17 protein-coding genes and 1 pseudogene are annotated in these 23,316 nt (G+C 70.9%); 5 read left to right on the plus strand and 13 right to left on the minus strand.

What is annotated here, in order from left to right:
* Window positions 1–15: 15 nt before the first annotated feature.
* Genes ACS5PM_RS30070 through ACS5PM_RS30085 form a run of 4 tightly spaced genes read right to left on the minus strand, consistent with a single transcriptional unit; the run spans window position 16 to window position 3,744 of the window.
* Window positions 16–861: a PhzF family phenazine biosynthesis protein gene (locus ACS5PM_RS30070; protein ID WP_439391694.1), complete on the minus strand. Its 846-nt coding sequence runs from the start codon at window positions 859–861 to the stop codon at window positions 16–18.
* The gene (locus ACS5PM_RS30075; RefSeq protein WP_439391696.1) at window positions 861–2,096 is read right to left on the minus strand and encodes an aminotransferase-like domain-containing protein; all 1,236 of its coding nucleotides are present in this window, start codon (window positions 2,094–2,096) and stop codon (window positions 861–863) included. Before ACS5PM_RS30075 ends, ACS5PM_RS30070 begins: the two co-directional genes overlap by 1 nt.
* Window positions 2,093–2,815 carry an aspartate/glutamate racemase family protein gene (locus ACS5PM_RS30080; protein ID WP_439391698.1) on the minus strand — a complete coding sequence of 241 codons (723 nt, stop codon included), beginning with the start codon at window positions 2,813–2,815 and terminating at the stop codon, window positions 2,093–2,095. The genes ACS5PM_RS30075 and ACS5PM_RS30080 overlap by 4 nt, the downstream gene beginning before the upstream one ends.
* The gene (locus tag ACS5PM_RS30085; RefSeq protein WP_439391700.1) at window positions 2,812–3,744 is read right to left on the minus strand and encodes a DMT family transporter; all 933 of its coding nucleotides are present in this window, start codon (window positions 3,742–3,744) and stop codon (window positions 2,812–2,814) included. Before ACS5PM_RS30085 ends, ACS5PM_RS30080 begins: the two co-directional genes overlap by 4 nt.
* A gap of 96 nt (window positions 3,745–3,840) precedes the next feature.
* Here ACS5PM_RS30085 and ACS5PM_RS30090 point away from each other — a divergent pair, with 96 nt between their 5' ends.
* From ACS5PM_RS30090 to ACS5PM_RS30100, 3 genes are all read left to right on the plus strand, one after another.
* Window positions 3,841–5,265 (plus strand): aminotransferase-like domain-containing protein, encoded by a 1,425-nt coding sequence (locus ACS5PM_RS30090; protein WP_439391701.1) that lies wholly within the window; start codon window positions 3,841–3,843, stop codon window positions 5,263–5,265.
* 25 nt (window positions 5,266–5,290) lie between these two features.
* Window positions 5,291–6,061, plus strand: a complete 771-nt coding sequence (locus ACS5PM_RS30095) for a hypothetical protein (RefSeq protein WP_439391702.1) — start codon at window positions 5,291–5,293, stop codon at window positions 6,059–6,061.
* A 144-nt stretch (window positions 6,062–6,205) separates the two neighbouring features.
* Complete coding sequence (locus ACS5PM_RS30100) at window positions 6,206–6,889, plus strand: hypothetical protein (RefSeq protein WP_439391704.1); 684 nt, start codon at window positions 6,206–6,208, stop codon at window positions 6,887–6,889.
* On the opposite strand, the gene ACS5PM_RS30105 is transcribed toward ACS5PM_RS30100, so the two are convergent.
* Together ACS5PM_RS30105 and ACS5PM_RS30110 are read right to left on the minus strand one after the other, a co-directional pair.
* The gene (locus ACS5PM_RS30105) at window positions 6,886–8,847 is read right to left on the minus strand and encodes an aminotransferase class I/II-fold pyridoxal phosphate-dependent enzyme (protein ID WP_439391705.1); all 1,962 of its coding nucleotides are present in this window, start codon (window positions 8,845–8,847) and stop codon (window positions 6,886–6,888) included. The genes ACS5PM_RS30100 and ACS5PM_RS30105 overlap by 4 nt on opposite strands.
* A gap of 130 nt (window positions 8,848–8,977) precedes the next feature.
* Window positions 8,978–10,138, minus strand: a complete 1,161-nt coding sequence (locus tag ACS5PM_RS30110) for a benzoate/H(+) symporter BenE family transporter (protein ID WP_439391708.1) — start codon at window positions 10,136–10,138, stop codon at window positions 8,978–8,980.
* Window positions 10,139–10,187: 49 nt separating this feature from the next.
* Between ACS5PM_RS30110 and ACS5PM_RS30115 the strand changes: the two genes are divergently transcribed.
* Window positions 10,188–11,462: a M16 family metallopeptidase gene (locus ACS5PM_RS30115; RefSeq protein WP_439391710.1), complete on the plus strand. Its 1,275-nt coding sequence runs from the start codon at window positions 10,188–10,190 to the stop codon at window positions 11,460–11,462.
* Here the strand turns inward: ACS5PM_RS30115 and ACS5PM_RS30120 are convergent.
* Window positions 11,459–13,348, minus strand: coding sequence for a potassium transporter Kup (locus ACS5PM_RS30120; RefSeq protein WP_439391713.1), 1,890 nt, complete (start codon window positions 13,346–13,348; stop codon window positions 11,459–11,461). The two genes, ACS5PM_RS30115 and ACS5PM_RS30120, sit on opposite strands and share 4 nt — an antisense overlap.
* A 153-nt stretch (window positions 13,349–13,501) precedes the next feature.
* Between ACS5PM_RS30120 and ACS5PM_RS30125 the strand changes: the two genes are divergently transcribed.
* Window positions 13,502–17,287 (plus strand): glycosyltransferase, encoded by a 3,786-nt coding sequence (locus ACS5PM_RS30125; RefSeq protein ID WP_439391714.1) that lies wholly within the window; start codon window positions 13,502–13,504, stop codon window positions 17,285–17,287.
* Here ACS5PM_RS30125 and glmU read toward each other — a convergent pair.
* The 6 genes and pseudogenes from glmU to ACS5PM_RS30155 all read right to left on the minus strand — a co-directional run.
* On the minus strand, window positions 17,244–18,620 hold the full coding sequence (gene glmU / locus ACS5PM_RS30130; protein ID WP_439391715.1) for a bifunctional UDP-N-acetylglucosamine diphosphorylase/glucosamine-1-phosphate N-acetyltransferase GlmU: 1,377 nt from the start codon (window positions 18,618–18,620) through the stop codon (window positions 17,244–17,246). The two genes, ACS5PM_RS30125 and glmU, sit on opposite strands and share 44 nt — an antisense overlap.
* Before the next feature lie 59 nt (window positions 18,621–18,679).
* Window positions 18,680–20,176, minus strand: a complete 1,497-nt coding sequence (locus ACS5PM_RS30135; RefSeq protein WP_439391716.1) for a cytochrome ubiquinol oxidase subunit I — start codon at window positions 20,174–20,176, stop codon at window positions 18,680–18,682.
* A gap of 149 nt (window positions 20,177–20,325) precedes the next feature.
* The gene (locus tag ACS5PM_RS30140; RefSeq protein WP_439391718.1) at window positions 20,326–20,952 is read right to left on the minus strand and encodes a DUF4136 domain-containing protein; all 627 of its coding nucleotides are present in this window, start codon (window positions 20,950–20,952) and stop codon (window positions 20,326–20,328) included.
* Window positions 20,953–20,983: 31 nt separating this feature from the next.
* On the minus strand, window positions 20,984–21,943 hold the full coding sequence (gene ttcA / locus ACS5PM_RS30145; protein ID WP_439391719.1) for a tRNA 2-thiocytidine(32) synthetase TtcA: 960 nt from the start codon (window positions 21,941–21,943) through the stop codon (window positions 20,984–20,986).
* Window positions 21,944–21,951: 8 nt separating this feature from the next.
* Complete coding sequence (locus tag ACS5PM_RS30150) at window positions 21,952–22,344, minus strand: dihydroneopterin aldolase (protein WP_439391849.1); 393 nt, start codon at window positions 22,342–22,344, stop codon at window positions 21,952–21,954.
* Window positions 22,345–22,416: 72 nt separating this feature from the next.
* Window positions 22,417–23,283 (minus strand): annotated as a pseudogene (locus tag ACS5PM_RS30155) (NAD(P)/FAD-dependent oxidoreductase); the annotation flags it as partial.
* Window positions 23,284–23,316: the final 33 nt, after the last annotated feature.

Below are 23,316 nucleotides of genomic sequence, written 5' to 3' on the forward strand. Positions count from 1 at the left end.
GAAGCCGCCCCGGCGCTACAGGCGCACCGTGCCTTCGATGCAGGGCGCGACGTCGCCGCCCACCCACACGGTGTCGCCTTCTTTGGCGATGTGCACGCGACCGGCGCGGCCCATCGCCGTGCCCTGGGCGGCCACGTACCGGGAAGGGGCCAGCCCTTCACCGATCAGCCACTGCGCCAGGCTCGCATTCAGGCTGCCGGTGACCGGATCCTCCTCGATGCCGATGGGTGCGGCGAAACCACGCACCTCGAACTGCGTGTCCGCAGCCCCGGCGCCGTCCTGTGCCGCCACCAACCCGACCTTGGCCAGCGACTTCAGCCGGCCGTGGTCGGGCGTGAGCGAACGCAGCCGCGTGGCGCTCGTCACCCGCAGGCCGAGCCACTTCGGCCCGTTGTCGAGCCAGCACGCGGCCAGCAGATCCGAGGCCGGCAGGCCCAGCGCCTCGATCACCTGCGCGAGCAGGCCGTCGTCCACCGGCTCACGCTTCAGGGCCGGGGCGGCGAAGGCGAGGCGAGCGCCGTCGCGCCGCACGTTGACGAGGCCCACACTGCACTGCTGCACGACCTGGCCCTGGTGCTTCGACCTCCCGCCAGCAGCCAGCCACGCGTGGCAGCTGCCGAGCGTCGGATGGCCGGCGAAGGGCAGCTCGCCACCGGGCGTGAAGATGCGGACGCGGTAGTCCGCACCTTCGTCGGTCGGCTTCAGCAGGAAGGTCGTCTCGCTGAGGTTCGTCCAGCGCGCGAAGGTGGCCATCTCGGCATCGGACAGGCCGTCGGCCTCATGGACGACCGCGAGCGGATTGCCGCGCAGCGGCGTCGCGGTGAAGACATCGAGTTGGGAGAATCTGCGTTCGCGGCTCATCAGGGGGTCGCTTCCTCGAGTTCTTCGTTGAGATGTCGCTTGAGCACGCGGCCCAGCGCCGAGACGGCGGTCTCGATGTCCTGCGGCGAAAGCGTGACGAAGCTCAGTCGCATGGTGCGCACATCCGGCGCGTGGGCGAAGAAGGCCTCGCCCGGCACGTAGGCCACGCCCGCGGCCACGGCCTGCTCCAGCAAGGCCATCGCATGGCAGCCCTCGGGCAGGCGGACCCAGAAGAACATGCCGCCCTGGGGCGCGGCGTACTCGCTGCCCTGCGGAAGGTGCCGTGCCAAGGCCTGGGCCATGGCGTCGCGCTGGGCCTTGTAGCGGGCGCGGATGGTGGGCACGTGCTGGTCGAGGAAGCCGTCCTTGATGACCTGGTGCACCACGCGCTGGTTGAAGCCGGGCGTGTGCAGGTCGGCCGCCTGCTTGGCCTGCAGCAGCTTCGGATAGAGCTCCGGCGGCGCCACCACGTAGCCCAGGCGCAGGCCGGGGGCCAGCACCTTCGAGAAGGAGCCGAGGTAGATCACGCCCTCGGGCCAGCGCGCGGCCAGCGGCGCAGGCGGGGCCTCGTCGAACCAGAGATCGCCGTAGGGGTTGTCCTCGACCAACGGAACGCGCGCGGCCTGCGCGGCGGCCACGATGGCCTGGCGGCGCGCCTCGGGGATCACGCGGCCGGTGGGGTTCTGGAAGTTGGGCAGCACGTAGGCGAAGCGAGTGCCGGGCGCATCGTGGGGCAGTTGTTCGATGGCCTCGGCGAGCGGGCCCGAGCTGTCGCTGGCCAGGCTCTTGAAGATCGGCTCGTAGGGTGCGAAGGCCTGCAGGGCGCCGAGGTAGGTGGGCGTTTCCACGGCCACCGGCGCGCCGGCGTCGACCAGCACCTTGCCGACCAGGTCCAGCCCCTGCTGCGAACCGGTGGTGATCAGCACCTGGCCGGCCGTGACCTGCTGCCCCTGGCGCGCGAGGGCGCCGGCCACCCACTCGCGCAGCGGGCCGAAGCCCTCGCTGGCGGCGTACTGCAGGGCCTCCTTCGGCGTGTCGGCCAGCACCTTGGCGGTGGCTTCGCGCATGGCCTCGATCGGGAAGGTCTCGGGCGACGGCAAGCCACCGGCGAGCGACAGCACGCCCGGCTGCTCGGTGACCTTGAGGATCTCGCGGATGATCGAGGGGTTCATGCGGGCGGCGCGCTGCGCCAGGGCCCACACGCTGGCGGGATGGTTCTTCATGGTGTCGTTCATGGGGTGGTTTCCTCGAGCATCCATTGCACGGCCTCGTGAGCATGCAATGCGGTGGAGTCGAACAGCGGGAGTGGCCAGCCGTCCGGTTCAGGGGGGTGATCGGGAGGCGTCAGGAGCGTGATCTCCGTGCAGCCCAGGATGATGGCCTCGCAGCCGCGGTGCGCCAAGCCGGTCATGATCTCGCGGTAGCGCTCGCGCGAGTCGGGCCGGACGCTGCCACGGCAGAGTTCGTCGTAGATGATGCGGTGCACGTCCTCGCGTTCGGCGGCATCGGGCACCACCGTTTCGACGCCGTGGTGCTCGGCCAGGTGGCCGCTGAGGAAGCTGTCTTCCATCGTGAAGCGCGTGCCCAGCAGGCCGGCGCGCCGGCAGCCGGCGGCACGCAGGGCGCGGCCGGTGGCATCGCCGATGTGCAGCAGTGGCAGTCCGGCGGCTTCGCGCACCGGGCCAGCCACCTTGTGCATCGTGTTCGTGGCCAGCAGCAGGCCCTCGGCGCCGGCGGCGCGCAGTTGGCGCGCGACTTCACCGAGACGGGTTGCCGCGGCGCCCCACTCGCCCGCACGTTGCCAGGCCGCGATGGGCGCGAAGTCGACGCTGGCCAGGCGCAGTTCGGCGCTGTGCAGCCCGCCCAGGCGGGCCGCCACGCCCTGGTTGATCAGGCGATAGTAGACCTGGGTCGATTCCCAGCTCATGCCGCCGAGGAGGCCCAGCGTCCTCACCGGCCGGCCCTCGCGGCCGATCGCACCGGCAGGCGCCGCCCGAGCACCACGACGCCCAGCACCGCGAGCGCGAAGCCGAGGGTCGCGGGCTCCAGCCGTTCGCCCAGCACCGGCACCGCGAAAAGCAGGGCGAGGAAGGGCTGCAGCAGTTGCACCTGGCTGACTCGCAGGGTGCCGCCGAGCGCCAGTCCGCGATACCAGGCGAAGAAGCCCAGCCACATCGAGAACAGCGTGACGTACGCGAAGCCGCCCCAGGCCGCGGTAGAGGCCGGCTCCGTGGGCCACCAGGCCCAGGCGAGCGGCGCGGTCAGCGGAAGGCTCAGGGCCAGGACCCAGGAGATGACCTGCTCGGCCGGCCGCTCGGCCGCCACGCGGGCGCCGGCGACGTAGCCCCCCGCCGCGCTGGCGACGGCCAACAGCAGCCAGCCGTCGGCCATGCTGAGCGCACCACCGCCTTGCTGCCAGGCAAAGGTCAGCACCAGCGCGCAGCCCAGCAGGGCGCAAGCCCAGAAGCCGGTGGACGCTCGTTGGCGCAGGGCCCAGGCCGCAACCGCCGCGGTGGCCAGGGGCAGCACACCCGTGACGACGGCCGCGTGCATCGCCGGCACCTCGCGCAGCGCGAGGGCGATGCCCAGCGGGAAGCCGATCACGGTGCCCAGCGCGCTGAGCAGCAGCGCCGGCAGTTCGCGCCGGGTGGGCCGGGGCGCGCCGGTGATCCCCAGGTAGACGAGGCTGAGCAGGCCGGCCCCGGCCGCGCGCCCGGCCGTGACGAAGGCCGGCGGCAGCTGCGGCGCTTCGGACGGGCCGACCGCCAGCCTCGTCATCGGGAAGGTGAGCGCGAAGATCACCACGCCCAGCGCGCCCAGCCACAGGCCACGGCGGGCCGCGTGGTCGTCCGGCAAGGCTGTGGCGGTGGGCGCTCGTGTCATCTGGACAGTCTAGGCGGCCGACCAGTACAGTGCCGGTACAGATCGCCTGTGCACGATCCGGATCTGTACTGTTGACCTCACCGACACAGCCTCGCCATGAACGCCCGCGATACCCAGGCCCTGACCCGCGCCGCCGGCGCCACGCTGACCGAGCAGCTCGCCGCGCAGTACGGCGAGCGCATCCGGCATCGCCTGCTCGCGCCCGGAGCGCGCCTGCCCTCGGTGCGCGAGTGCGCGCGGCGCCACGGCGTCAGCCCTCACACCGTGGTGGCGGCCTACGACCACCTGCTGGCCCAGGGTCTGGTGGAGGCGCGGCGACAGCGCGGCTTCTTCGTGCGGGAGGCGGCTCGCTCGCCGGTCGCTGCCGAGATCCCCGCGCAAAAGGTGCCCGGCGTGACGGGCCATCGCGTCGCGCCGGTCGATGCGACGGCGCTCATCCGCGGCATGTTCCATGGCGTGAGCGACCTGCCTGCGCCCGGCCTGGGCACGCTGCCGCCGGACTGGCTGGACCTGCCGCTGCTCGCCAGCGCGCTGCGCCGCGTCCTGGCCCACGGCGACGCTGCACTCGCGCTGCAGTACGGCCAGCCGGCCGGCGACATGCGCCTGCGCGAAGCCCTGGCCGTCAAGCTGGCCGACTTCGGCGTGCGGGCCCGCGCGGCGCAGATCGTCACCTCCACCGGTGCCACTCATGCGCTGGACATCGTCTCGCGCGCCCTGCTCACGCCAGGCGACGCGGTGCTGGTGGACGAGCCCGGCTGGGCGGTGGAGTACGCGCGTCTCACGCAGCTCGGCATGCGCCTGTTGCCTGTACCGCGCGGTGCCGACGGGCCGGACCTGGACGTGATGGCCACCCTCGCCCGCGAGCACCGGCCGCGGATGTACGTGACGGTGTCAGTGCTGCACAACCCGACCGGCAACTCGCTCGGGCTCGGTCACGCGCACCAGGTGCTGAAGCTGGCCGAGGCGCACGACTTCCGCATCGTCGAGGACGACACCTATGCCCACCTCGCGCCGGCCCACCTGCCGCGCCTGGCGGCCCTGGACGGCCTGCAGCGCACGCTCTACGTGAGCGGCTTCTCGAAGATCCTCACGCCCAGCTGGCGCGTGGGCTACGTGGCCGCGCCGCCCGAGCTGGTCGAGCGGCTGATCGACGTGAAGCTGCTGTCCACACTGACCACGCCGGCCGTGCTGGAGCAGGCCGTGGCCCACTGCCTGGAGCAAGGCAGCCTGCGCCGCCACGCGGAGCGCGTGACCACCCGCCTGGACGGCGCCCGCCACCGCAGTGTGCAGCTCGCGCAGGCCCATGGATGCCGCTTCGTCACGCCACCGCAGGGTCTGTTCGGCTGGGTCGACACCGGCGTGGACACCGAGCCGCTCGCGCAGGCCCTGCTGGACCGTGGGTGGTTGCTCGCGCCGGGGCATCTTTTCCACGCGACTCGACGCCCCAGTACGCTGATGCGAATCAACTTCGCGACCTCGCAGGATGCGCGCTTCTGGCGGGCGCTGGACGAAGCAAGGTAAAACCTCGTACCAACAAGGAGGCAGCATGAGACAGATGACCTGGATGGTGGCCGTGCTCGCGGCCGCGGCGCTGGCCGCGTGCGGTGGCGGCGGTGGCGATGACAGCGGGGACGACGGCACGGGCCTGGTGCCCACCCCGCCCGCGCTGGGGGCCACCCTGGCCGCCGACGCGACCACGCTTCGCCCTCTGGTGCCCGGCGCCGTGTGGCAGTACAGCGGCACGAACGCCTCGGGCGGCTCGTACGAGAACACCGTGAGCCACGCCAGCGCGACGCCCGGCGTGACGGAGACCGGCACCAACACCTTCGACACCGGCGCCGGCAGCGTCCATGTGGTCGCCGTGAACGGCAGCATCCTGCAGCCCGATCCGGAAGACGTCGACGGCGACGGCGTGGCCGACGTGTCGAACCTCGTCGAGTTGCGCTCCCCCGTGCGCGTGAACGACCAGATCGTCGCCTTCGACGAGCGCATCCCGAACCTGGTGCCCGACGTGGACGGCGACGGGCGGGCGGAGTTCTTCGACCTGGCGATCTACAGCCGCGTCATCGGCGCGGAGGACGTGGCGCTCGAAGGCCTGCCGACCCAGAGCGCCGTTCGCGTCGACCACATCGTGATCGGCCGAGTGGTGCTCTCCAAGGACGGCACCAAGCTGCCCAGCGTGAGCTCGACGCAGTCCATCTGGTATGCGCCGGACCTGGGCATCGTGCGCCGCCGTCTGGATGCGCCTTCCGACGATGGCCTCAGCCGCGAGGTGACCGACGAGCGCTTGACGGGGTGGTCGGGCCTGCCCGGGTGAGTGGGTGAGCGAGGGCTCGCCGAAGTCCTTTAAAGTCCCCCGCTGATCGGGAGGGGGATTCCAATGAAGACGTTCTGGCGGGCCGCCATGGCAGCCACAGCGGCCGCGACCATTGCCGCTTGTGGCGGAGGCGGTGAAGGGCTCATGCCGCCACCACCGCCCCCGGGCGCGACGCTGAACGAGGACGCCGCCGTGCTGCGGCCGATGCAACCGGATTCGACTTGGACGTACGAAGCGGAGTCGTCCAGGCGGCCCGCCAAGTGGCGCATCCAGGTTTCCCAGAGTGCCTTGAACGAAGGTGTCAGCGAGACGGCCCGGACATCGGATGGCGGCGTCTCGTACCACCCGCTGGCCTATCGCCACGGCGATGTGGTCCAGTACGACGGCTGTGAACTGTTCGGGGGCATGACGACCTGCGATGAGTGGGCCGAGCTCAGATCGCCGGTGCAGGTCGGCGACCAGATCGAACTCGTCGATGTCGACGAATACAGCGCAGCCTTCGGGACCCGCGGGATTCCCTCCCGCTTGGAGTACGTCGTCTACCGGCGCGTCGTCGGCGAAGAGCTCGTGAGCCTGCCTGAGCTGGGGAGCGTTCGGGCCGTCCGTGTCGACACGGTGCTGCGGCAACGGATCACCGAAGTCGCTGGCCAGGGGCAGCAGTGGCTGGTCGACGCGACGGCTTCGGCCTGGTATGCACCTGGTATCGGCATCGTGCGCCGCCACTTCGACGTGGCGACGTCCAGGTTCGGTTCAGGCTGGACCGAGGATCAGCGGCTCATGTCGTGGCACGTGGCGAATCCGACATCGGCCACCACGAATCCGCGTTAGCGCGCCGGCAGCGCCGCGCGCTCCTCGTCGGTCAGCACCCGCAGGTGCATCTCGCCGTCCACCAGCGCGAGGCCGTGCAGGTCGATCGACTTCTGGGTCTGCAGCAGGCGCACCAGATACGCCACGATGCCGGCCTCTATCACCTGGCCCGGCACCAGCACCGGGATGCCCGGCGGGTAGGGGACGATCTGGTCGCAACAGACCTGGCCGGTGAGCGCGGCGTTGGGCTGGCCGTTGTCGTCCAGCAGCGGCAGGCGCACGCCGGCTTCGTAGAACGCATCGCGCGGCAGGCAGGCCAGGGTGGTGAAGCGCGGGGCCTCGGGCACCCGGGCGTGGGCGCGCGGACTGCGCTTTTCCTTGGCCAGGCGCAGCATCGCATCGAACAGGCGTGAAACCTTGCTGCGCGTGGTGCCGATGGTCAGCAGCAACGTCAGCGTGTTGTGCGTGTTCTTCTCGACCTGGATGTTGTAGCGGCCGATCAGCTCGTCGCGCAGCTCGTCGGCCGAGTAGCCGCTTTGCGAGATGTCGATGGTGAGCTTGGTGGGGTCGAGCCGGATGCCGTCGCCCTTGACTTCGTCAGGCAGCAGGTCTTCGAGCTCGAGCACACGGAAGGCGCCGGTCGCATCGATCTTCTCGCGCAGTTCGTGGGCGAACTTCAGCGAGCGGTCGAGCAGGCGGTAACCCTCCATGACCGCCTGCTTGCGCGCCACGTCCAGGCTCGCGATCAGGTTGTATTGCGGGCTGGTCGACGCGTGCATGTTGAAGTTCTCGCGGAACAGGTGGTCGTCGAACGCGGGGTCGTTGACGTGCACCATGCTGGCTTGCGAGAAGGCCGACAGGATCTTGTGCGTGCTCTGCGTGGCGTAGTCGGCGCCGCACTCGAGGGCGGTGGGCCGCAGCTCGGGATGGAAGCGCGCATGGCCGAACCAGGCCTCGTCGATGATGACCTTGATGCCGGCGGCGTGGGCCATGGCGATGATGGGCTTGAGGTCGTAGCGCAGGCCGTCGTAGGTGCAGCTGGTGAGGATCAGCACCTTGGCGTCCGGGTGCTCCTCGATCGCGCGCGTCAACGTGGCCTTGGGGACCGGGCCGAAGATGCCGTAGTGGCGGTTGACCGATGAATCGAGGTAGACCGGCCGCGCGCCCGACAGGATCACGCCGTGGTGGACAGACTTGTGGCAGTTGCGGTCCAGCAGCAGCTTGTCGCCCGGCGCCAGCAGGGTCTGGAAGATGACCTTGTTGGCGGTCGAGGTGCCGTTGGTGGCGAAGTAGGTCTTCCTCGCGCCGAAGGCCTTGGCGGCGAGCTTCTGCGCCTGCGCGATCACGCCGGTCGGGTGCAGCAGCGAATCGAGCTCGGGCACGCTCACCGAGAGGTCGGCGCGCAGCATCTGCTCGCCGACGAAGTCGTAGAAGTCGCCCACCCAGGGACTGCCCTTGAAGGAATCGCCGCCACCGTGGCCGGGCGTGTGCCAGCTGTCCTTGGCCTGCGCGACATAGGCCTTGAGCGCGTCGTAGAAGGGCGTCTCGGCCTTCTGGGCCACCTCGGCCGCGATGATGCGGAACCAGCCGTTGTAGTCGTGCTCGCCGCGGAAGAAGTAGCCGTCGACCGCATCGCTGGCCAGCTGCTCGACCAGCAGCTTGTCGGCGTCGTCCTCCAGGACCATGTACAGCGAAAGCTCGGGCCGCGACTCGATGATGCGCTGCGCCTCGTGCACGGCGGTGCGGCCGGCCTGGCCGCTGTCGCGCGCGCCATGGTCGATCAACACGACCTGCAGGTCGGCCTGCCTGGGCGTGGTGGCCAGCACCACTTGTTCCGCGCTGGCATCGCACGGGCAGCCCACCGCGAGCAGGCCAAAGGGATTGGGCAGGCGGGCCGCCGCCGCGTTCAGGCCCAGCACGACCTGGGCGCGCCATTCCTCGTCGGCACTGACGACGAGCACGTGGGTGGCTGGGGTCATGGCAGGGGTCCTCTCCTTAGGCTCCGCGACTCGACGCGGCGCGAAACCCGACAGTGTAGGCAGCGCGTCGCCGACGAATATTCGGATCGGCCCGGCCGCTGCCGACGAAGCTGCGGCGCGACCGGTTGTGTCAGCGCCGCCGCTGGAAGGCCAGCGCCACCGCCCCGGCCCCCACGCCCCAGAAGGCCGAGCCGATGCCGGCCAGCGTCAGGCCCGACAGCGTGACGATGAAGGTCAGCAGCGCGGCGTCGCGGTGGGCTTCGTCCTTCAAGGCCGTTGCCAGGCCGCCGGCGATGGTGCCCAGCAGCGCGAGGCCCGCCACGCCGGCCACCAGCTCGGCGGGAAAGGCGGCCAGCAGCCCGGCCACTGCGCCGCCGGCCAGGCCCAGCGCCATATAGAACACGCCGGCCATGGCGGTGGCGGTATAGCGCCGCGCCGGATCCTCGTGGGCCTCGCGGCCCATGCAAATGGCGGCGGTGATGGCGGCCAGGTTCAGCGCATAGCCGCCGAAGGGTGCGAGCAGCAGGCTCGCCAGGCCCGTGGCGCCGACCACCGGCGAGACCGGCGTGTCGTAGCCGGAGGCGCGCTGGGCCGCCACGCCCGGCAGGTTCTGCGAGGCCATGGTGACGACGAAAAGCGGCAGGCCGACGCCCATCAAGGCGCTCACGCTGAAGGCCGGCATCACGAACACCGGGGATGTCCAAGCCAGCGACACGTCCTGCAGGTGGATGCGGTTCTGCAGGGCGGCGATGACGATGCCGCCGGCCAGCACCCCAGGCACCGCATACCGCGGCCACCACCGGCGGCCGGCCAGGTAGACCAAGGTCATCGCGATGACGAGCACCGGTGCGCCCTGCGCCGCCTGCACCGCGTTCAGCGCGAAGCGCGCCAGCACCCCGGCCAGCAAGGCGGAAGCGATGGCCATCGGGATCCGGCCTATGACACGCTCGAACAGGCCCGAGTAGCCGGCCAAGGCGATCAACAAGGCGCAGACGATGAAGGCGCCGGTCGCCTCCGGCAGCGTCTGGCCCTGGGTGGCGGCGATGAGCGCGGCGCCGGGCGTCGACCAGGCGGTGAGCACCGGCTGCCGGTACCACAGCGACAGGCCCAGGGTCGTGAGGCCCATGCCGAGCCCCAGCGCCCACATCCACGAGGCCGTCTCGGCCGGGCCCGCCCCCAGGGCCCTGGCCGCCGCGAAGACGATCGCCACCGAACTGGTGAAGCCCACCAGCACGGCCACGAAGCCGGCCACCACCGCCGACAAGGACAGGTCTTTGATCAGGTTGCGCATGGGCGGCGAGGATAGACGGCGCGGCCTGCGCTTAAGCTTGGCGCCGAACATGACGACACACGACACCGACACCACCGTCACCACCCTGCCCAACGGCGTGCGCGTGCTGACCCTGAGCCTGCCGCAGCTCGACAGCGCCTGCGTCAGCATCTTCGTGCAGACCGGCAGCCGCAACGAGGGCCGCCGCCTTTCCGGCATCAGCCACGTGGCCGAGCACATGGCGTTCAAGGGCACCAGCCAGCGCAACTGCCAGCAGATCAACCTGGACGCCGAGCGCCTGGGCGCCGAGGTCAACGCCCACACCGACAAGGATCACACGGCCTACCACATGCGTGGCCTCGCCGAGCACGCGCCGCTGTTCGTGCGCATGCTGGGCGAGATCGTGCGCGACTCCAGCTTCCCTGCCGACGAGCTCGAACGCGAGCGACAGGTCATCCTGCAGGAGCTGGCCGAGGTGGAGGACGATGCGTTCGACACCGCCTTCCAGCTCTTCGACAAGGCCTGCTGGGGCGATCACCCGCTGGCGCAGCCGGTGATCGGCCGCCGCAAGACGATCGAGGCCTTCCAGCGCGAGCAGCTTCAGGCCTACGTCACCCAGCAGTACACCGGGGCCAACCTCGTGGTCGCGGCCGCGGGCCGGGTGGACCACGAGGCGATCGTGCGCGAGGCCGAAGCCGCTTTGGGCAGCATGCCCCGCGGCGAGCCGAACCGTGTCGTCGCGCCGGCCTTCGAAGGCGGCGTGGGCCTGAAGCGCATCGCCGGCCACCAGCAGTCGCATGTCGTGATGGGCTATCCCGCGCCACCGGTGACCGAGCCCGCCCACGTGGCCCACCAACTGGCCTCCGCCGTGCTGGGCGAAGGCATGAGTTCGCCGCTGATGGATTCGCTGCGCGAACGCCTGGGACTCGTCTACTACGCCGCCTGCTCGGCCGACCTCGACGACCTGACCGGCCAGTTCGTCATCGAGGCCTCGATGGCCCCGGCCAACCTGCCGGCCTTCGCCGACGAGGTGCAGCGCCTGCTCGCCGCGCACGCCGGCGCCATCGACCCGATGCACCTGGAACGCGCCCGCAACCAGATCGCGGTGCGCCGGCTGCAGACCTGGGAGCGGCCCGCGCGCCGGCTCGAGGACGCGGTGCTCGACCTCTTCGCCTTCGGCCGCGTGCGTTCACGCCAGGAGCGGCGCGAGGCGCTGCACGCCGTCACGGCAGGCGAGGTGAGGGAAGTCTTCGAACGCCTGCTCGCCGGCCCCATCGCTGTCGGCGCCGCCGGCAGGCTGCCCAAGGCCGCCGCAGATCGCCTGCACGCCTTGGCCGGAGGCTAAATCTCTACCTTTGCCCCCAGCTCCACGATCCGGTTGGACGGGAGCGCGAGGAAATCCGCCATGTCTGCCGCGTTGCGGTGCATGCTGGCAAAGAGCTTCTCTCGCCACATCGCCATGCCGTCGTTGCCGAAGGTGGGGATGACCGTGTCGCGGCTGAGGAAGTAGCTGGTGTCCATCTCGTCCAGCGGCACGCCGCGGCCCTCGAGCAGGCGCAGGGCCTCGGGCATGTCGGGGTCGTTCTTGAAGCCGAAGTTCAGGGTGATCTGCCAGCAGTCGTGGCCCAGCGGCTCCATCTTCAAGCGCTTGTCGAAGCCTATCCACGGCACTTCGTGGTGCTTCACGTGCACGAACAGGTTGTGCTCGTGCAGCACCTTGTTGTGCTTGAGGTTGTGCATCAGCGCGTTCGGCGCCAGCCCCTCCTCGGCGACCAGGAACACGGCCGTGCCGGGCACCCGCACCGGCGGGCTGACGAAGACGGCCTCCAGGAAGCTCTTCAGGTCGATGGCTTCGTCGCGCACCCGCTCGTGCATGATGGCCCGGCCCTGGCTCCAGGTCAGCATCAGCACGAACATGCCGGCGCCGATGACCAGCGGGAACCAGCCGCCGGCCAGCAGCTTGAGGGTGTTGGACAGGAAGAAGGTGACGTCGATGACGAAGAAGAAACCGGTCGCCAGCAGGCACAGCGCGAGGGGGTAGCGCCAGCCGTAGCGCACCACGAAGAAGGTCATGACCGTGGTGATGGTCATGTCCATCGTCACCGCGATGCCGTAGGCCGAGGCCAGGTTGGAAGAGCTCTTGAACAGGGCCACCGCCAGCACGATGAAGGTGAACAGGCCCCAGTTGATGAAGGGCACGTAGATCTGCCCGGTGTCGCGCACCGAGGTGTGACGCACCGCCATGCGAGGCAGGATGCCCAGCTGGATGGCCTGCTTGGTGACCGAGAAGGCGGCCGAGATCAGGGCCTGCGAGGCGATCACCGTGGCGGCCGTGGCCAGCACCACCAGCGGCAGCCGCAGGCTCTCGTGCGCCATCAGGTAGAACGGGTTCTCCACCGCCTCGGGGTAGCCGAGGATCAGGGCGCCCTGGCCGAAGTAGTTCACCACCAGCGCCGGCATCACCAGGCCGTACCAGGCGATGCGGATCGGCCGGCGGCCGAAGTGGCCCATGTCGGCGTACAGGGCTTCGCCGCCCGTCACGCAAAGGACGACCGCACCCAGCGCGATGAAGGCGACCCGCGGCTGGGAGTAGAAGAAGACGACGGCGTACTCGGGGTTCAGCGCCACCAGCACCCCCGGGTTGTCGATGATGTGGGGCAGGCCGAGCGCGATGAGCGCGAAGAACCAGATCAGCGTGATGGGGCCGAAGAAGCGCCCTATGCCGCCGGTGCCGAAGCGCTGGACCGAGAACAGGCCCGTCAGCACCAGCAGCGTGATCGGGATCACCCACTCGTGCATGCCCGGCGCGATGACCTGCAGGCCCTCGACCGCCGAGAGCACCGAGATGGCCGGCGTGATCACCCCGTCGCCATAGAAGACCGCCGTGCCGAACAGCCCGACCACCATCAGGCCCTGGCGCAGCTTGGGCTTCTCCCGCACGGCAGTGGTGGCCAGCGCCAGCATCGCTATCAGGCCGCCTTCGCCGTTGTTGTCGGCCCGCAGGATCAGCAGCACGTACTTCAGCGAGACGATGATGGTCATCGTCCAGAAGATCAGGCTCAGCACGCCCAGCACGTTGACGGGAGTCGTCGGGACGTGACCGGCGTGAAAGACTTCCTTCAGCGCGTACAGCGGGCTGGTGCCGATGTCGCCATAGACGACACCCAGGGCGGCCAGGGTCAGCGAAGCAAGCGCCGGCAGCGAGCGGTCGGCGGGGGCGGAGTGACTCAAAAGCGTGTCGGGGGCGCGGCCGGACCGCGGGACCGCGTATTGTGCGCGCCGTCCCGGCCCGGCCACCGAAATGGCCGAGAATCGATTCGACTCACCACTGAACGCCCGTCCGAGCCCACGAGGCGCGGTTGCACCTGGGGCCCACGGAGTGCCATGCCCGCCGACACCTCCACCACCCCGAATCCACTGTCTCCCGCCGCCACGCCTCCTGCCGTCGCCGCGCCCCGGCTCGTCGTCGAACGGCTGGCCGGCCTGCAGGTCGTCGGCTGGGCCTTCGACCCGGCCGCCCCGGGGCACGAGAAGCTGCAGCTGATTTGCGGCCACCAGGTCTTCGAACCCGTGGTCAGGCGCCTGCCACGGGCGGACGTCGCGCGAGCACTGGGGACCGCGCCTGAACTGCCCCTGGGCTTCGAGCTGGAGTGGCCGCTCGAGGCCTGGGCCCCTTTGGCGGAGCCTGACGCCACCTTCGGCCTGCGTCTGGGTGAGTCGGGCACGCTGGTGCAACCGGCCTGGCGGCCCAGCGCGGCCGGGCTGAGGGCCTGGCTGGGCGCCGTGCCGCCGGAGGCTGCCGTGCCGCCCGCCCTGCAGGCGCATCTGGACGAGGCCGAGCGTCACGCCGCCACCTCCGGTTCTGCAGCCGAGGCACCGCCTCCCCTGCGCTGCCACGTCGAGGGTTGGAATGGCCTCACGCTCGCCGGCTGGCTGGCCGATACGCCCGAAGCGCCCGAGCCGCTGCGGCTGCGTTGCGGCGACCAGCGGCACGAAGTCCTGCTCAGGCGGGTCTCCCGGCGCGACGTCAGCGATCGCTTCCGCCTGCCCGACGAGCACGTCGGCTTCGAACTCGAGGTGCCCGGCACCCTGTGGCGCCAGGCCGGCGAGGCCGAGGAACTGGAATTGCAGCTGGAGGCCCGCGGCGGGCCGGTCGGCCCGGTGTGGACGCTGGCCCGGCGCGAGCTGGCCGGACGGCTGGAAGAGGCGCTCGCCCTGACCGACCCGCAGCAGCGCAGCCACCAGGCGCTGCTGGCCATGGAACACCTCGCCTGGGCCGGCGGCCTCGACGGCATCGACGAAGCGGCTCGCCAGGCGCTGGAGGTGCTCGCTGCGTCGGCTGGCGCGGCGGCGTGGCTCCATGCGGATCCCGCCACGCTCGCGCCGCCGGAGCCGGAGCAGCGCACGCCGTTCCGCATCGCGCCGCGGGGCCGGCTCGGGCGGTGGCTGCAGCAACCGGGAAATGCAGAACGGGCGGTGGCCTCGCTGCTGTGGATGCGCCGCCATCCTCGGCTGGAGCGCCTGGCCACGCGCTGGGAGATCATGCTCACCCTCGCCACCGGCCTGTTCGACAAGCACTGCTACGACGAGCAGATCAGCCCCGCCGAGCGCCACGGCGCTCCGGCCCTGCGCCACTACGTCGAGCAAGGCGACGCCCGCTCGCTGGTGCCCATGCAGCTGTTCGACGCCCGCCACTACACCGGCCAGTTGCCGGGGCGCCGTCACCCAGGCATCAACCGCCTGCTGCACTACGCACTTGTCGGCCGGCGGCAGGGCTCGAGGAATGAAGCGCCGCTCCCGAGTTCCTCGACCCCCTCGGGGGGCGGGGCGTCGCTTGCGACGGCCCAGGGGGCACTATCCCCGTGCGCCTGGTTCGATCCGGGCTACTACCTGGCCCGCAATTCGGATGTTCGCGAAAGCGGCGTCGATCCGCTGATCCACTTCGTGCACTGGGGCTGGAAGGAGGGCCGGCGGCCTGCGGCACGCTTCGAACCCACCAGCGGCGCGCGGCTTTCGCTGCTGCAGCGCCTGTCGGCGGCCGGTCTGGAGGCCAAGCGACCGATCGATCCGCTGAAGCGCTACCTGCTCGACGGCCTGCCGGCTGGCGCGCGGCCGCTGGAGGCCGGGCTGCTGCCCTGGGCGGTGCCGGCGCGACTGGATGGCCGCGATTACCTCGAGCGGGAACCCTGGCGCGGCCTGCCCAAGCCAGCCGCCTCGCCACGGGTCGACGTGATCGTGCCGGTCTACGCCGGCGCGCAAGAGACGCTGCGCTGCCTGTGGAGCGTGCTGAGCGCCCCCTGCGCGACGCCCTTCGAGCTGGTCGTGATCGACGACTGCAGCCCCGAGCCGGCGCTGTCCGCGCACCTGCGCGAGCTGGCGGCGCTGGGCCTGGTCCGCCTGCTGGTCAACGAGCACAACCAAGGGTTCGTCGCCACCGTCAACCTCGGCCTGGCGCTGCACGCCGATCGTGACGTGGTGATCCTCAATTCCGACACGCGGGTGCATGCCGGCTGGCTGGACAGGCTGGTCGCGCATGCCGAGGCCGAGCCGCGCGCCGCGTCCATCACGCCGCTGTCGAACAACGCCACCATCTGCAGCTATCCGCGCATGCTCCACAGCAACTGGGAGAAGCTGGAGGTGGACGATGCGGCGCTGGACGAGCTCGCCGCGCAGGCCAATGCCGGCCGCCACGTCGAGGTGCCGACGGGTGTGGGGTTCTGCATGTGGATGCGCCGCTCGGTGCTGCAGCAGATAGGCACGCTGGACGTGGAGCGCTTCGGCCGCGGCTACGGAGAGGAAAACGACTGGTGCCTGCGCGCCGGCACGGCGGGCTGGAAGCATCTGGTGGCGACCGATGTCTACGTGCTTCACCAGGGCTCGGTGAGCTTTGCCGGCGAGGCCAGCGAGCGCACGCGTGCCGGGCTGGCAGTGCTGGCCGAGAGGCATCCGGAGTACCAGCCTCGCATCCAGGCCTGGATCGGCGAAGACCCCGTGGGCGAAGCCCGTGCGCGGCTGGATGCGGCGCGCCTGAAGCGTGCGGCGGAACTGCAAGCCGGCCGGGGCGTGGTGCTGATGGTCAACCATGCCCGGGGCGGCGGCACCGCGCGCCACGAGGCCGAGGCCGCCGGCAAGCTCGGCGCCGAGCGAGGCCTGGGGGTGGTCGCGATGCGGCCTTCGCGCCGCGCCGGGTGTGTGACGCTGGGCACCTTGGCGGGCAGCTTGGACCTGCCTTCGCTGCAGGCCTTGCCCTTGCTGGCCACCACCGGCGCGCAGCCGCTTTCGCCGCAGCTCGTCGAGTTGCTGGGCCTGTTGAACGTCAAGGAGGTGCATCTGCACCACCTGGTGGACTTCCCGCCCGGCCTGCGCGACCGGCTGGCTTCGCTCTGCGCCACGCTCGGCGTGCCGCTGCAGGTCACCCTGCACGACTACCACTTCATCTGCCCGCGCATCAACCTCGTCGACGCCAGCGGACGCTACTGCAGCGAACCCGACCGCGACACCTGCAACCGGTGCCTGCAGCGCGATGAGCTCGGCCGTGCCTCCGGCCGCATCGGGCCCTGGCGCGCAGGGCACGGTGAGCTGCTCAGGCAGGCGGCCCGAGTGATCGTGCCCGACCGCGACGTGGCGGGCCGCCTGTCGAACTACTTCCCCACCGTGCGGGTGCAGGTCGAGCCGCACGAGCCGCTGCACCTGCCCGCGCAGCGCCCGCCACGAGGGGCATTGCGCGAGGTGCTCGTCATCGGCGCCCTCAGCCAGGTCAAGGGTTTCGACGTGCTGCTGGGACTCGCCAGGAGCCGCGCCGCGGCCCACTCCGGCCTGCGCTTCACCCTGCTGGGCTATTCGCCCGACGACGCCGCCTTGAAAGACGCCGGCGTGCAAGTGCTGGGCCGCTACGAAGACACGACGCTCGCTGCTCGCATCGAGGAGCTCGCGCCGGACCTCATCCTGCTGCCTTCGGTCTGGCCCGAGACTTTCTGCTACGTGCTGACGCCGGCCGCCGAATCGGGCCGCCCGATCGCGGTTTTCGACCTCGGCGCCCAGGCGCGCCGCCTGAAGGAGGCGGGCGCCGACGCGATCTACCTGCCTGTCGAGCTGGCGGCGCAGCCCGAGGTGCTCGTCAAGCTGATCACGGCTTCTTTTTCGTCGGACGGGACCAGCCGGCGAGCGTGACCTGCCTGGCGCGGGCGACCGTGAGTTGCCCCGCCGGCGCGTTCTTGGCGATGGTCGAGCCGCCACCGATGGTGGCGCCTTCGCCGATCGTGATGGGCGCGACGAGGACGCAGTTGCTGCCCACGTGCACGTCGTTGCCGATGACGGTGCGGTGCTTGTTGGCGCCGTCGTAGTTGGCCGTGATGGAACCGGCGCCGTAGTTCACTCGTTCGCCGACCGTGGCGTCACCCAGGTAGGCGAGGTGATTGGCCTTGGCGCCCTTGGCGAGCGTGGCGTTCTTCACCTCGACGAAGTTGCCGATGTGCACCTCGTCGCCCAGCACGGCACCGGGCCGCAGGCGGGCGAACGGGCCGACGAGCGCGCCGGCGCCCACCTGCACGCCGGCCGCCTCGCCGTCGATGTGGGTGAAGGGATGGATCACCGCGCCGGCCGCGATGCGCGCGTTGCGGATCACGCAGTTCGCGCCTATGCGGACGTCGTCGCCTAGCTCGACTTCGCCCTCGAACACGCAGTTGACGTCGATCTCGACATCGCGGCCGTGCCGCAGGGCGCCTCGCACATCGAAGCGCGCGGGGTCGGCCAGACGCAGGCCGGCGCTCATGTAGGCATCGGCCTGGCGCCGCTGCAGCCGGCGCTCGAGATCCGCCAGCTGGGCCGGGCTGTTGACGCCCAGCACCTCGGTCTCGTCGCGGGCCGCGGTGGCCACGACCGCCACGCCTTCGGCGACGGCCATCGCGACGATGTCGGTGAGGTAGTACTCGCGCTGCGCGTTGTCGTTCTTCAGCGCCGCCACCCAGCGCTTGAGCATCGCGGTGGGCGCGGCCATCATGCCGGTGTAGACCTCGCGCAGGGTGCGTTGCTCGGGCGTTGCGTCCTTGTGCTCGACGATGGCGCGAACCGACTCGCCGTCACGCACGATGCGGCCGTAGCCGGTGGCGTCGTCCAGCGTGACGGTGAGCAGCGCCAGGCGCTGGCCGCCGCAGGCCGCGGCGAGCGCGGCAGCGGTGTCGGTGGCGATCAGCGGCACGTCGCCGTTGAGGATGAGCGTGATGTCGGCCGCATCGTCGAGCGCCGGCACGGTCTGCAGCACGGCATGGCCGGTGCCGAGCTGCGGTTCCTGCCGCACGCAGGTTCCCGCGTCGCCGACGAGCTGCTCGACCCGCTCGGCCCCATGACCGGTGACGACCACGCAGCGCGCCGGCGCCAGCGGGGCGACGCGGTCGAGCACGTGTTGCAGCAGGGGGCGGCCGGCCAGCTTGTGCAGGACCTTCGGCGTCGCCGAATGCATGCGGGTGCCCTTGCCCGCGGCCATGATGACGACGTTCAACGCCATGAAGATCTCCGTCCTGGAAGTGCGGAGCCGGCACTGGGTGGCCGGCTCGAAAGGACGGATTATCGAAGGCTGGGGCGAGGCACCCGCAGGCTCGGCCAAGGCAGCGGCCCGGGGCCGCGACGCCACAGCCACACGGCACCGCAGGCGAACAGGATGCCGAGCAGCACCAGCCCGGCGAGTCGGCCCGCGACTGGCCACACTCCGACGGCAACGGCCTGGGGCACCGCGGCCTGGGCCGTCAGCAGCTGGCCGTGGACGACCCAGGGCTGGCGCCCCATTTCCGCGACGACCCAGCCGCTCAGCGTGGCGATCCAGGGCAGCGGGGCGCAGGCGATCAGCCAGAACGCGGTGCGCCGGCCTGGCGCGCCGGATTCCAGCCGCAGCCGTTGGCGCCACGCCAGGGCGAGCACGCCGAGCAGTGCCACGCCGATGGCGGCCATCAGGCGGAAGCTGGCGAAAAGGACGGGCACATCGGGGCACGCCAGGCGCGCCGCCAGGTCCAGCCGGGTGTCCTGCGACAAGCGCGGCCAGTCGGCGGCGTGCCGGCGCGCGGCCTGCTGGTACAGACCGCGCCACGGTGCCAGCGCGCCTGGCGCATCGGGCTGAAGGGAAAGGCGGATCTGCTGCCGGGCCTGGGCGATCGACTCGACCAGCCCGGCAGGCGGCGGGCCGCCCACCAGCAGGCCCATGCCCCGCGGCAGCTCGAGGGCGACATGGTTGACTTGCGTTGCCGCGTCGGGCCAGGCCCACAACACCAGCGCGTCGTCATCGGTCGTCCAGTGCGCTTCCATCGCTGCGAACTTCATCGGCTGATGGCGAGCGACGTCGAGAGCACTCTCGTGGCCTGTGTACAGCGTCGCGACGATGCCTGCCAGACCCAGCCCGATGCCCAGCCGAAGCGACACGCGGGCCACGGGCAGATGGCGGCCGGCGCGCAGGTAGCCCCCCGCGGCGGCCAGGATGAAGAAGGCCCCGGTGACCACGCTCGCCCCGAGCGTGTGAGCGATCTTGCCGTGCGCATGGGGGTTGGCGAAAACCTCCGCCAGCGAGGCGAGCCGTGCGCCGCCGGCCTCGAACGAAACGCCCACGGGATGCTGCATCCAGGCATTCATCGTGAGGATGCCGGCGGCCTGCGCCACCATGGCCAGCAGCAGCATCACGCTCAGGCTGAAGCGCGTTTTGGCGCCGAGGCTGCCGCCGAGCAGGCTCAGCACGGCCACCAGAGTCAACATCAGCGGCGCGATCCAGCCCTCCAGGGCCATGACAGCGGCCAGCACCTCCTGCGCGTGGTCCACGTAGCCGGGCCAATGGGCCTGCAACTGCCAGCGCAGCGGGTAGCCGGTGGCCATGCCCACCAGCCAGGCCAGCACGAAGAACCGCCGCCAGAACCGCGCGGCCTCGGCCCACGCGGCCACGCCGGTACGCACATGCGCGGCCTCCATCAGGCACAGCGCGAGAGCGAGCCCGAGCGTCAAGGGCACGAACAGGTAGTGGATGCTGGCCGACACGCCGAATTCCAGGCGTGCCAGGACCATCGCGAAGGCTTCGGCGGTCATCGTCTCGAGGGCAGGGACAGGGCGAGGGAAGTCTGGAACTTCCGCCCCTGGCCCACTCTCGCGATGAACCGCGCCGCGCCCCGTCAGATCGGGGCAGCGGACAACACGCCGTTACCCGGCGCCTCTACAACCGGCGCGATCGCTGCCGGCTAGGGCAACTGGACCGCCACGTCGTGCGCCTGGTTGTTGGACTGCGGGAAGTCCTTCAGCGCCGCGGTGAACATGGCGGCTATCAGCGCCGGGCTGCCCGCCGTCAGGCCGTCGCTGCGGGCGCGGGCCTCGTACAGGGCCTGGCCCGAGGCGCGGTCGCGGATCAGCATGCCGACCTCGCGCTGGTAGTCGGATTCGGTCCGCCAGCGCCAGCCGCCGGCCCACCGGGGCGACCAGGCGTACGGCCCCCAGCCCGGGCCTATCCAGCGGCCGCCATAGGGATGCCACCACCACGGATCGTCCCAGGGCGGATGGTCGTAGCGGGTCACGCGGGCGCCGATCTGCACCACCACGTCGGGCGCGGCGCCTTCGGGGGCCGGCGTGAAGCCCGCGGACTGCAGGGCCTGCTGGGCGCCTTGCTCCACCTCCTGCTGCTGCGGGCTGGGGTTCTGCTGCGAGGGCAGGCGCTCGATGACGTAGGTGCCTGCGGGGCGGCCGGCGGGCCAGTCGCCGTAGCTGCTGACCTCGCTGGTGACGGACTTCATGGCGGCACAGCCCGCCAGCAAGGTGGCCAGCACGACCGAGGCGGCGGCCAGGACAGCGGAAGAGCGGCTTGCGGTGGACATTCGGTCACCCCCTCGAAAAGGGCAGAGCAAATCAGATGCCTTTGAGATCCCAGCGCACGACCTGGGGTTCCGGCGCTTCGGTTGCCGAAGGTGAAGTTCCGCAGCCTTCCTCCTCGTCCTCGTCGAAGGCCTTGTCCCCCGCCGGATCCGGGCGGCCGGTGGCGCGCAGGGTCTCGAAGGGGTAGAGCGAGCGGTCCATCATGTGCGACAGCGTGATGTTGCCCATCGCGCTGAACATGTTGTCTATGCGGCCCGGGTAGAGCCTTTCCCACTCGCGGATCATCTTCTTGGTCTGCACGCGCTGCAGGTTCTCCTGGCTGCCGCACAGGGTGCAGGGAATGATGGGGAACTGGCGGTGCGCGGCCCAGCGCTCCAGGTCGGTCTCGGCCACGTAGGCCAGCGGGCGGATCACCACGTGCTCGCCGTTGTCGCTGACCAGCTTGGGCGGCATGCCCTTGATGCGCGAGCCGAAGAACATGTTCATCAGCAGCGTGACCACCATGTCGTCGCGGTGGTGGCCGAGCGCGATCTTGGTCGCGCCCAGCTCCTTGGCCACGCGGTAGAGGATGCCGCGCCGCAGCCGCGAGCACAGGCTGCACATGGTCTGGCCCTCGGGGACCAGCTTCTTCACGACCGAGTAGGTGTCCTGCGTCTCGATGTGGAAGGGCACGCCCCGCGAGCGCAGGTAATCGGGCAGCACCTCGGCCGGGAAGCCGGGCTGCTTCTGGTCGAGGTTGACCGCCACGATCTCGAAGCGAATGGGCGCGCGCTGCTGCAGGTTGAGCAGGATGTCCAGCAGCGAGTAGCTGTCCTTGCCGCCCGACAGGCAGACCATCACCTTGTCGCCGTCCTCGATCATGCGGAAGTCGCCGATCGCCTGGCCGACCTGGCGGTGCAGGCGCTTGCTGAGCTTGTTGGTCTCGAACGCGGCCTTCTTCCCGGCAGCGGAGGTGGAGGCCTGGGCCTCGGTCGTCGTGGTGCTTGTGTCCATGGTCGTCGTCACCACACGCCGGCGTCGCAGCGGATGGCGACCTCGCAATCGTCAAAAATTTCGAGCTTGGCCACGCGGATGCGCACGCCCAGCACGCCGGGCAGGCGCATCAGCCGCACGCAGAGCTTGGCCAGCAGCGATTCCAGCAGATCGGTGTGCTCGGCGGTGCACTCGTCGATGATGATCTGGCGTACCTTGCGGTAGTCCAGCACGTGGCCGATGTGGGCGTCGCGCGCGAGCGCCGGCTGCTCGCCGAGGTTGAGCTCGGCGTCGACCTGGATGGGTTGCGGCGCGGTGCGCTCGTGGGCCAGCACGCCGAGGTTGGCACCGAAGCGCAGGCCCGACAGTTGCAGGATCTGGCTGTTGAGGGTCGAAAGCGGCGCCTTGGCGCTGGCCTGCACCCGGCCGCCGGAATCGGCGCCCAGCCAGGCGGCCAGCTGCTTGGCCACCTGCACGCCATCGGCCAGGGCCGTCTGCACGCAGGGATGCCATCGCCCGCTGGCATCGCCGGCGACGAACACGCCGAGCTGATCCGCTCCCTGCCCCGCCGGCAGGAGGGCGTGCCGGCCGGCCAGCGCCTGGTTCAGCTGGTCCCAGGCAGCGGGTTCGGGCTGATAGCCGAACAGGACGGCGGCGGCGTCGAAGTGCTCCAGGCCGAAGGCCGCGGATTCGGCCTCGATGCCACCGCCCGGTGCGGGCCGCAGCGCGACCGGCAGCGCGGTGTGGCGGCGTTGCACGATGTGATCCCCATGCGGCGCCAGGGCCCGGACGAGATGCGCCTGGCCCCGCCAGTCGTCGCGCGTCCACAGGGTGACCTGGTGGCCGCGGCCGGCGAGGTAGGCCGCGTTCTCGAGCGCGTTGTCGCCTCCGCCCAGCAGCAGGATGCGGCACGGCAGCATGTGCTCCCTTCGTGCCGTCAATCCGCTGGCATCCATCACCGCGGCACCGGTGCCGAAGTAGACATCCGGCCGGACGGCCCGCATGCCGGTCGCCAGCACAAGCGCGCGGGCTTGAAGCGCCGGGCCTGCGTGCAGATTCACTCGCCAGGACCCGTCGGCTCGCTCCACGCCGGCCACGGTGACACCCAGATGCCATTCGATCCCGGGCTGCTGCCGCGCGTGTGCCGCCAGCCGCTCGCCCACCACCTGCAAGGGTGTCGACGCGTGACCCAGTACCCAGTCCTGCGCGAAGGCCATGCCCGCCAGCGTGGCGCAAGGCTCCGCACCTCGCTCGACGACCGCCACGCGCAGGCCGGTCTGGGCCGCCCAGGAGGCCGCGCTGCAGCCGGCCGGGCCGGCGCCGACGATCACGGCATCGAGGGGCGGGGGGGAGGAATCCATGGGGGGCGAGCCTGGCGCTTCCTACAATCCAGC

This window comes from Ideonella flava (assembly GCF_051857595.1).
Classification (GTDB): Bacteria; Pseudomonadota; Gammaproteobacteria; order Burkholderiales; family Burkholderiaceae_C; genus Ideonella.

What these genes read in the sequence shown, in the direction of transcription:
- ACS5PM_RS30070 (WP_439391694.1), bottom strand. Translation starts at nt 861, where the DNA reads ATGAGCCGCGAACGCAGATTCTCCCAACTCGATGTCTTCACCGCGACG.
- ACS5PM_RS30075 (WP_439391696.1), bottom strand. Translation starts at nt 2,096, where the DNA reads ATGAACGACACCATGAAGAACCATCCCGCCAGCGTGTGGGCCCTGGCG.
- ACS5PM_RS30085 (WP_439391700.1), bottom strand. Translation starts at nt 3,744, where the DNA reads ATGACACGAGCGCCCACCGCCACAGCCTTGCCGGACGACCACGCGGCC.
- ACS5PM_RS30090 (WP_439391701.1), top strand. Translation starts at nt 3,841, where the DNA reads ATGAACGCCCGCGATACCCAGGCCCTGACCCGCGCCGCCGGCGCCACG.
- ACS5PM_RS30095 (WP_439391702.1), top strand. Translation starts at nt 5,291, where the DNA reads ATGAGACAGATGACCTGGATGGTGGCCGTGCTCGCGGCCGCGGCGCTG.
- ACS5PM_RS30100 (WP_439391704.1), top strand. Translation starts at nt 6,206, where the DNA reads ATGCCGCCACCACCGCCCCCGGGCGCGACGCTGAACGAGGACGCCGCC.
- ACS5PM_RS30105 (WP_439391705.1), bottom strand. Translation starts at nt 8,847, where the DNA reads ATGACCCCAGCCACCCACGTGCTCGTCGTCAGTGCCGACGAGGAATGG.
- ACS5PM_RS30110 (WP_439391708.1), bottom strand. Translation starts at nt 10,138, where the DNA reads ATGCGCAACCTGATCAAAGACCTGTCCTTGTCGGCGGTGGTGGCCGGC.
- ACS5PM_RS30115 (WP_439391710.1), top strand. Translation starts at nt 10,188, where the DNA reads ATGACGACACACGACACCGACACCACCGTCACCACCCTGCCCAACGGC.
- ACS5PM_RS30125 (WP_439391714.1), top strand. Translation starts at nt 13,502, where the DNA reads ATGCCCGCCGACACCTCCACCACCCCGAATCCACTGTCTCCCGCCGCC.
- glmU (WP_439391715.1), bottom strand. Translation starts at nt 18,620, where the DNA reads ATGGCGTTGAACGTCGTCATCATGGCCGCGGGCAAGGGCACCCGCATG.
- ACS5PM_RS30135 (WP_439391716.1), bottom strand. Translation starts at nt 20,176, where the DNA reads ATGACCGCCGAAGCCTTCGCGATGGTCCTGGCACGCCTGGAATTCGGC.
- ACS5PM_RS30140 (WP_439391718.1), bottom strand. Translation starts at nt 20,952, where the DNA reads ATGTCCACCGCAAGCCGCTCTTCCGCTGTCCTGGCCGCCGCCTCGGTC.
- ttcA (WP_439391719.1), bottom strand. Translation starts at nt 21,943, where the DNA reads ATGGACACAAGCACCACGACGACCGAGGCCCAGGCCTCCACCTCCGCT.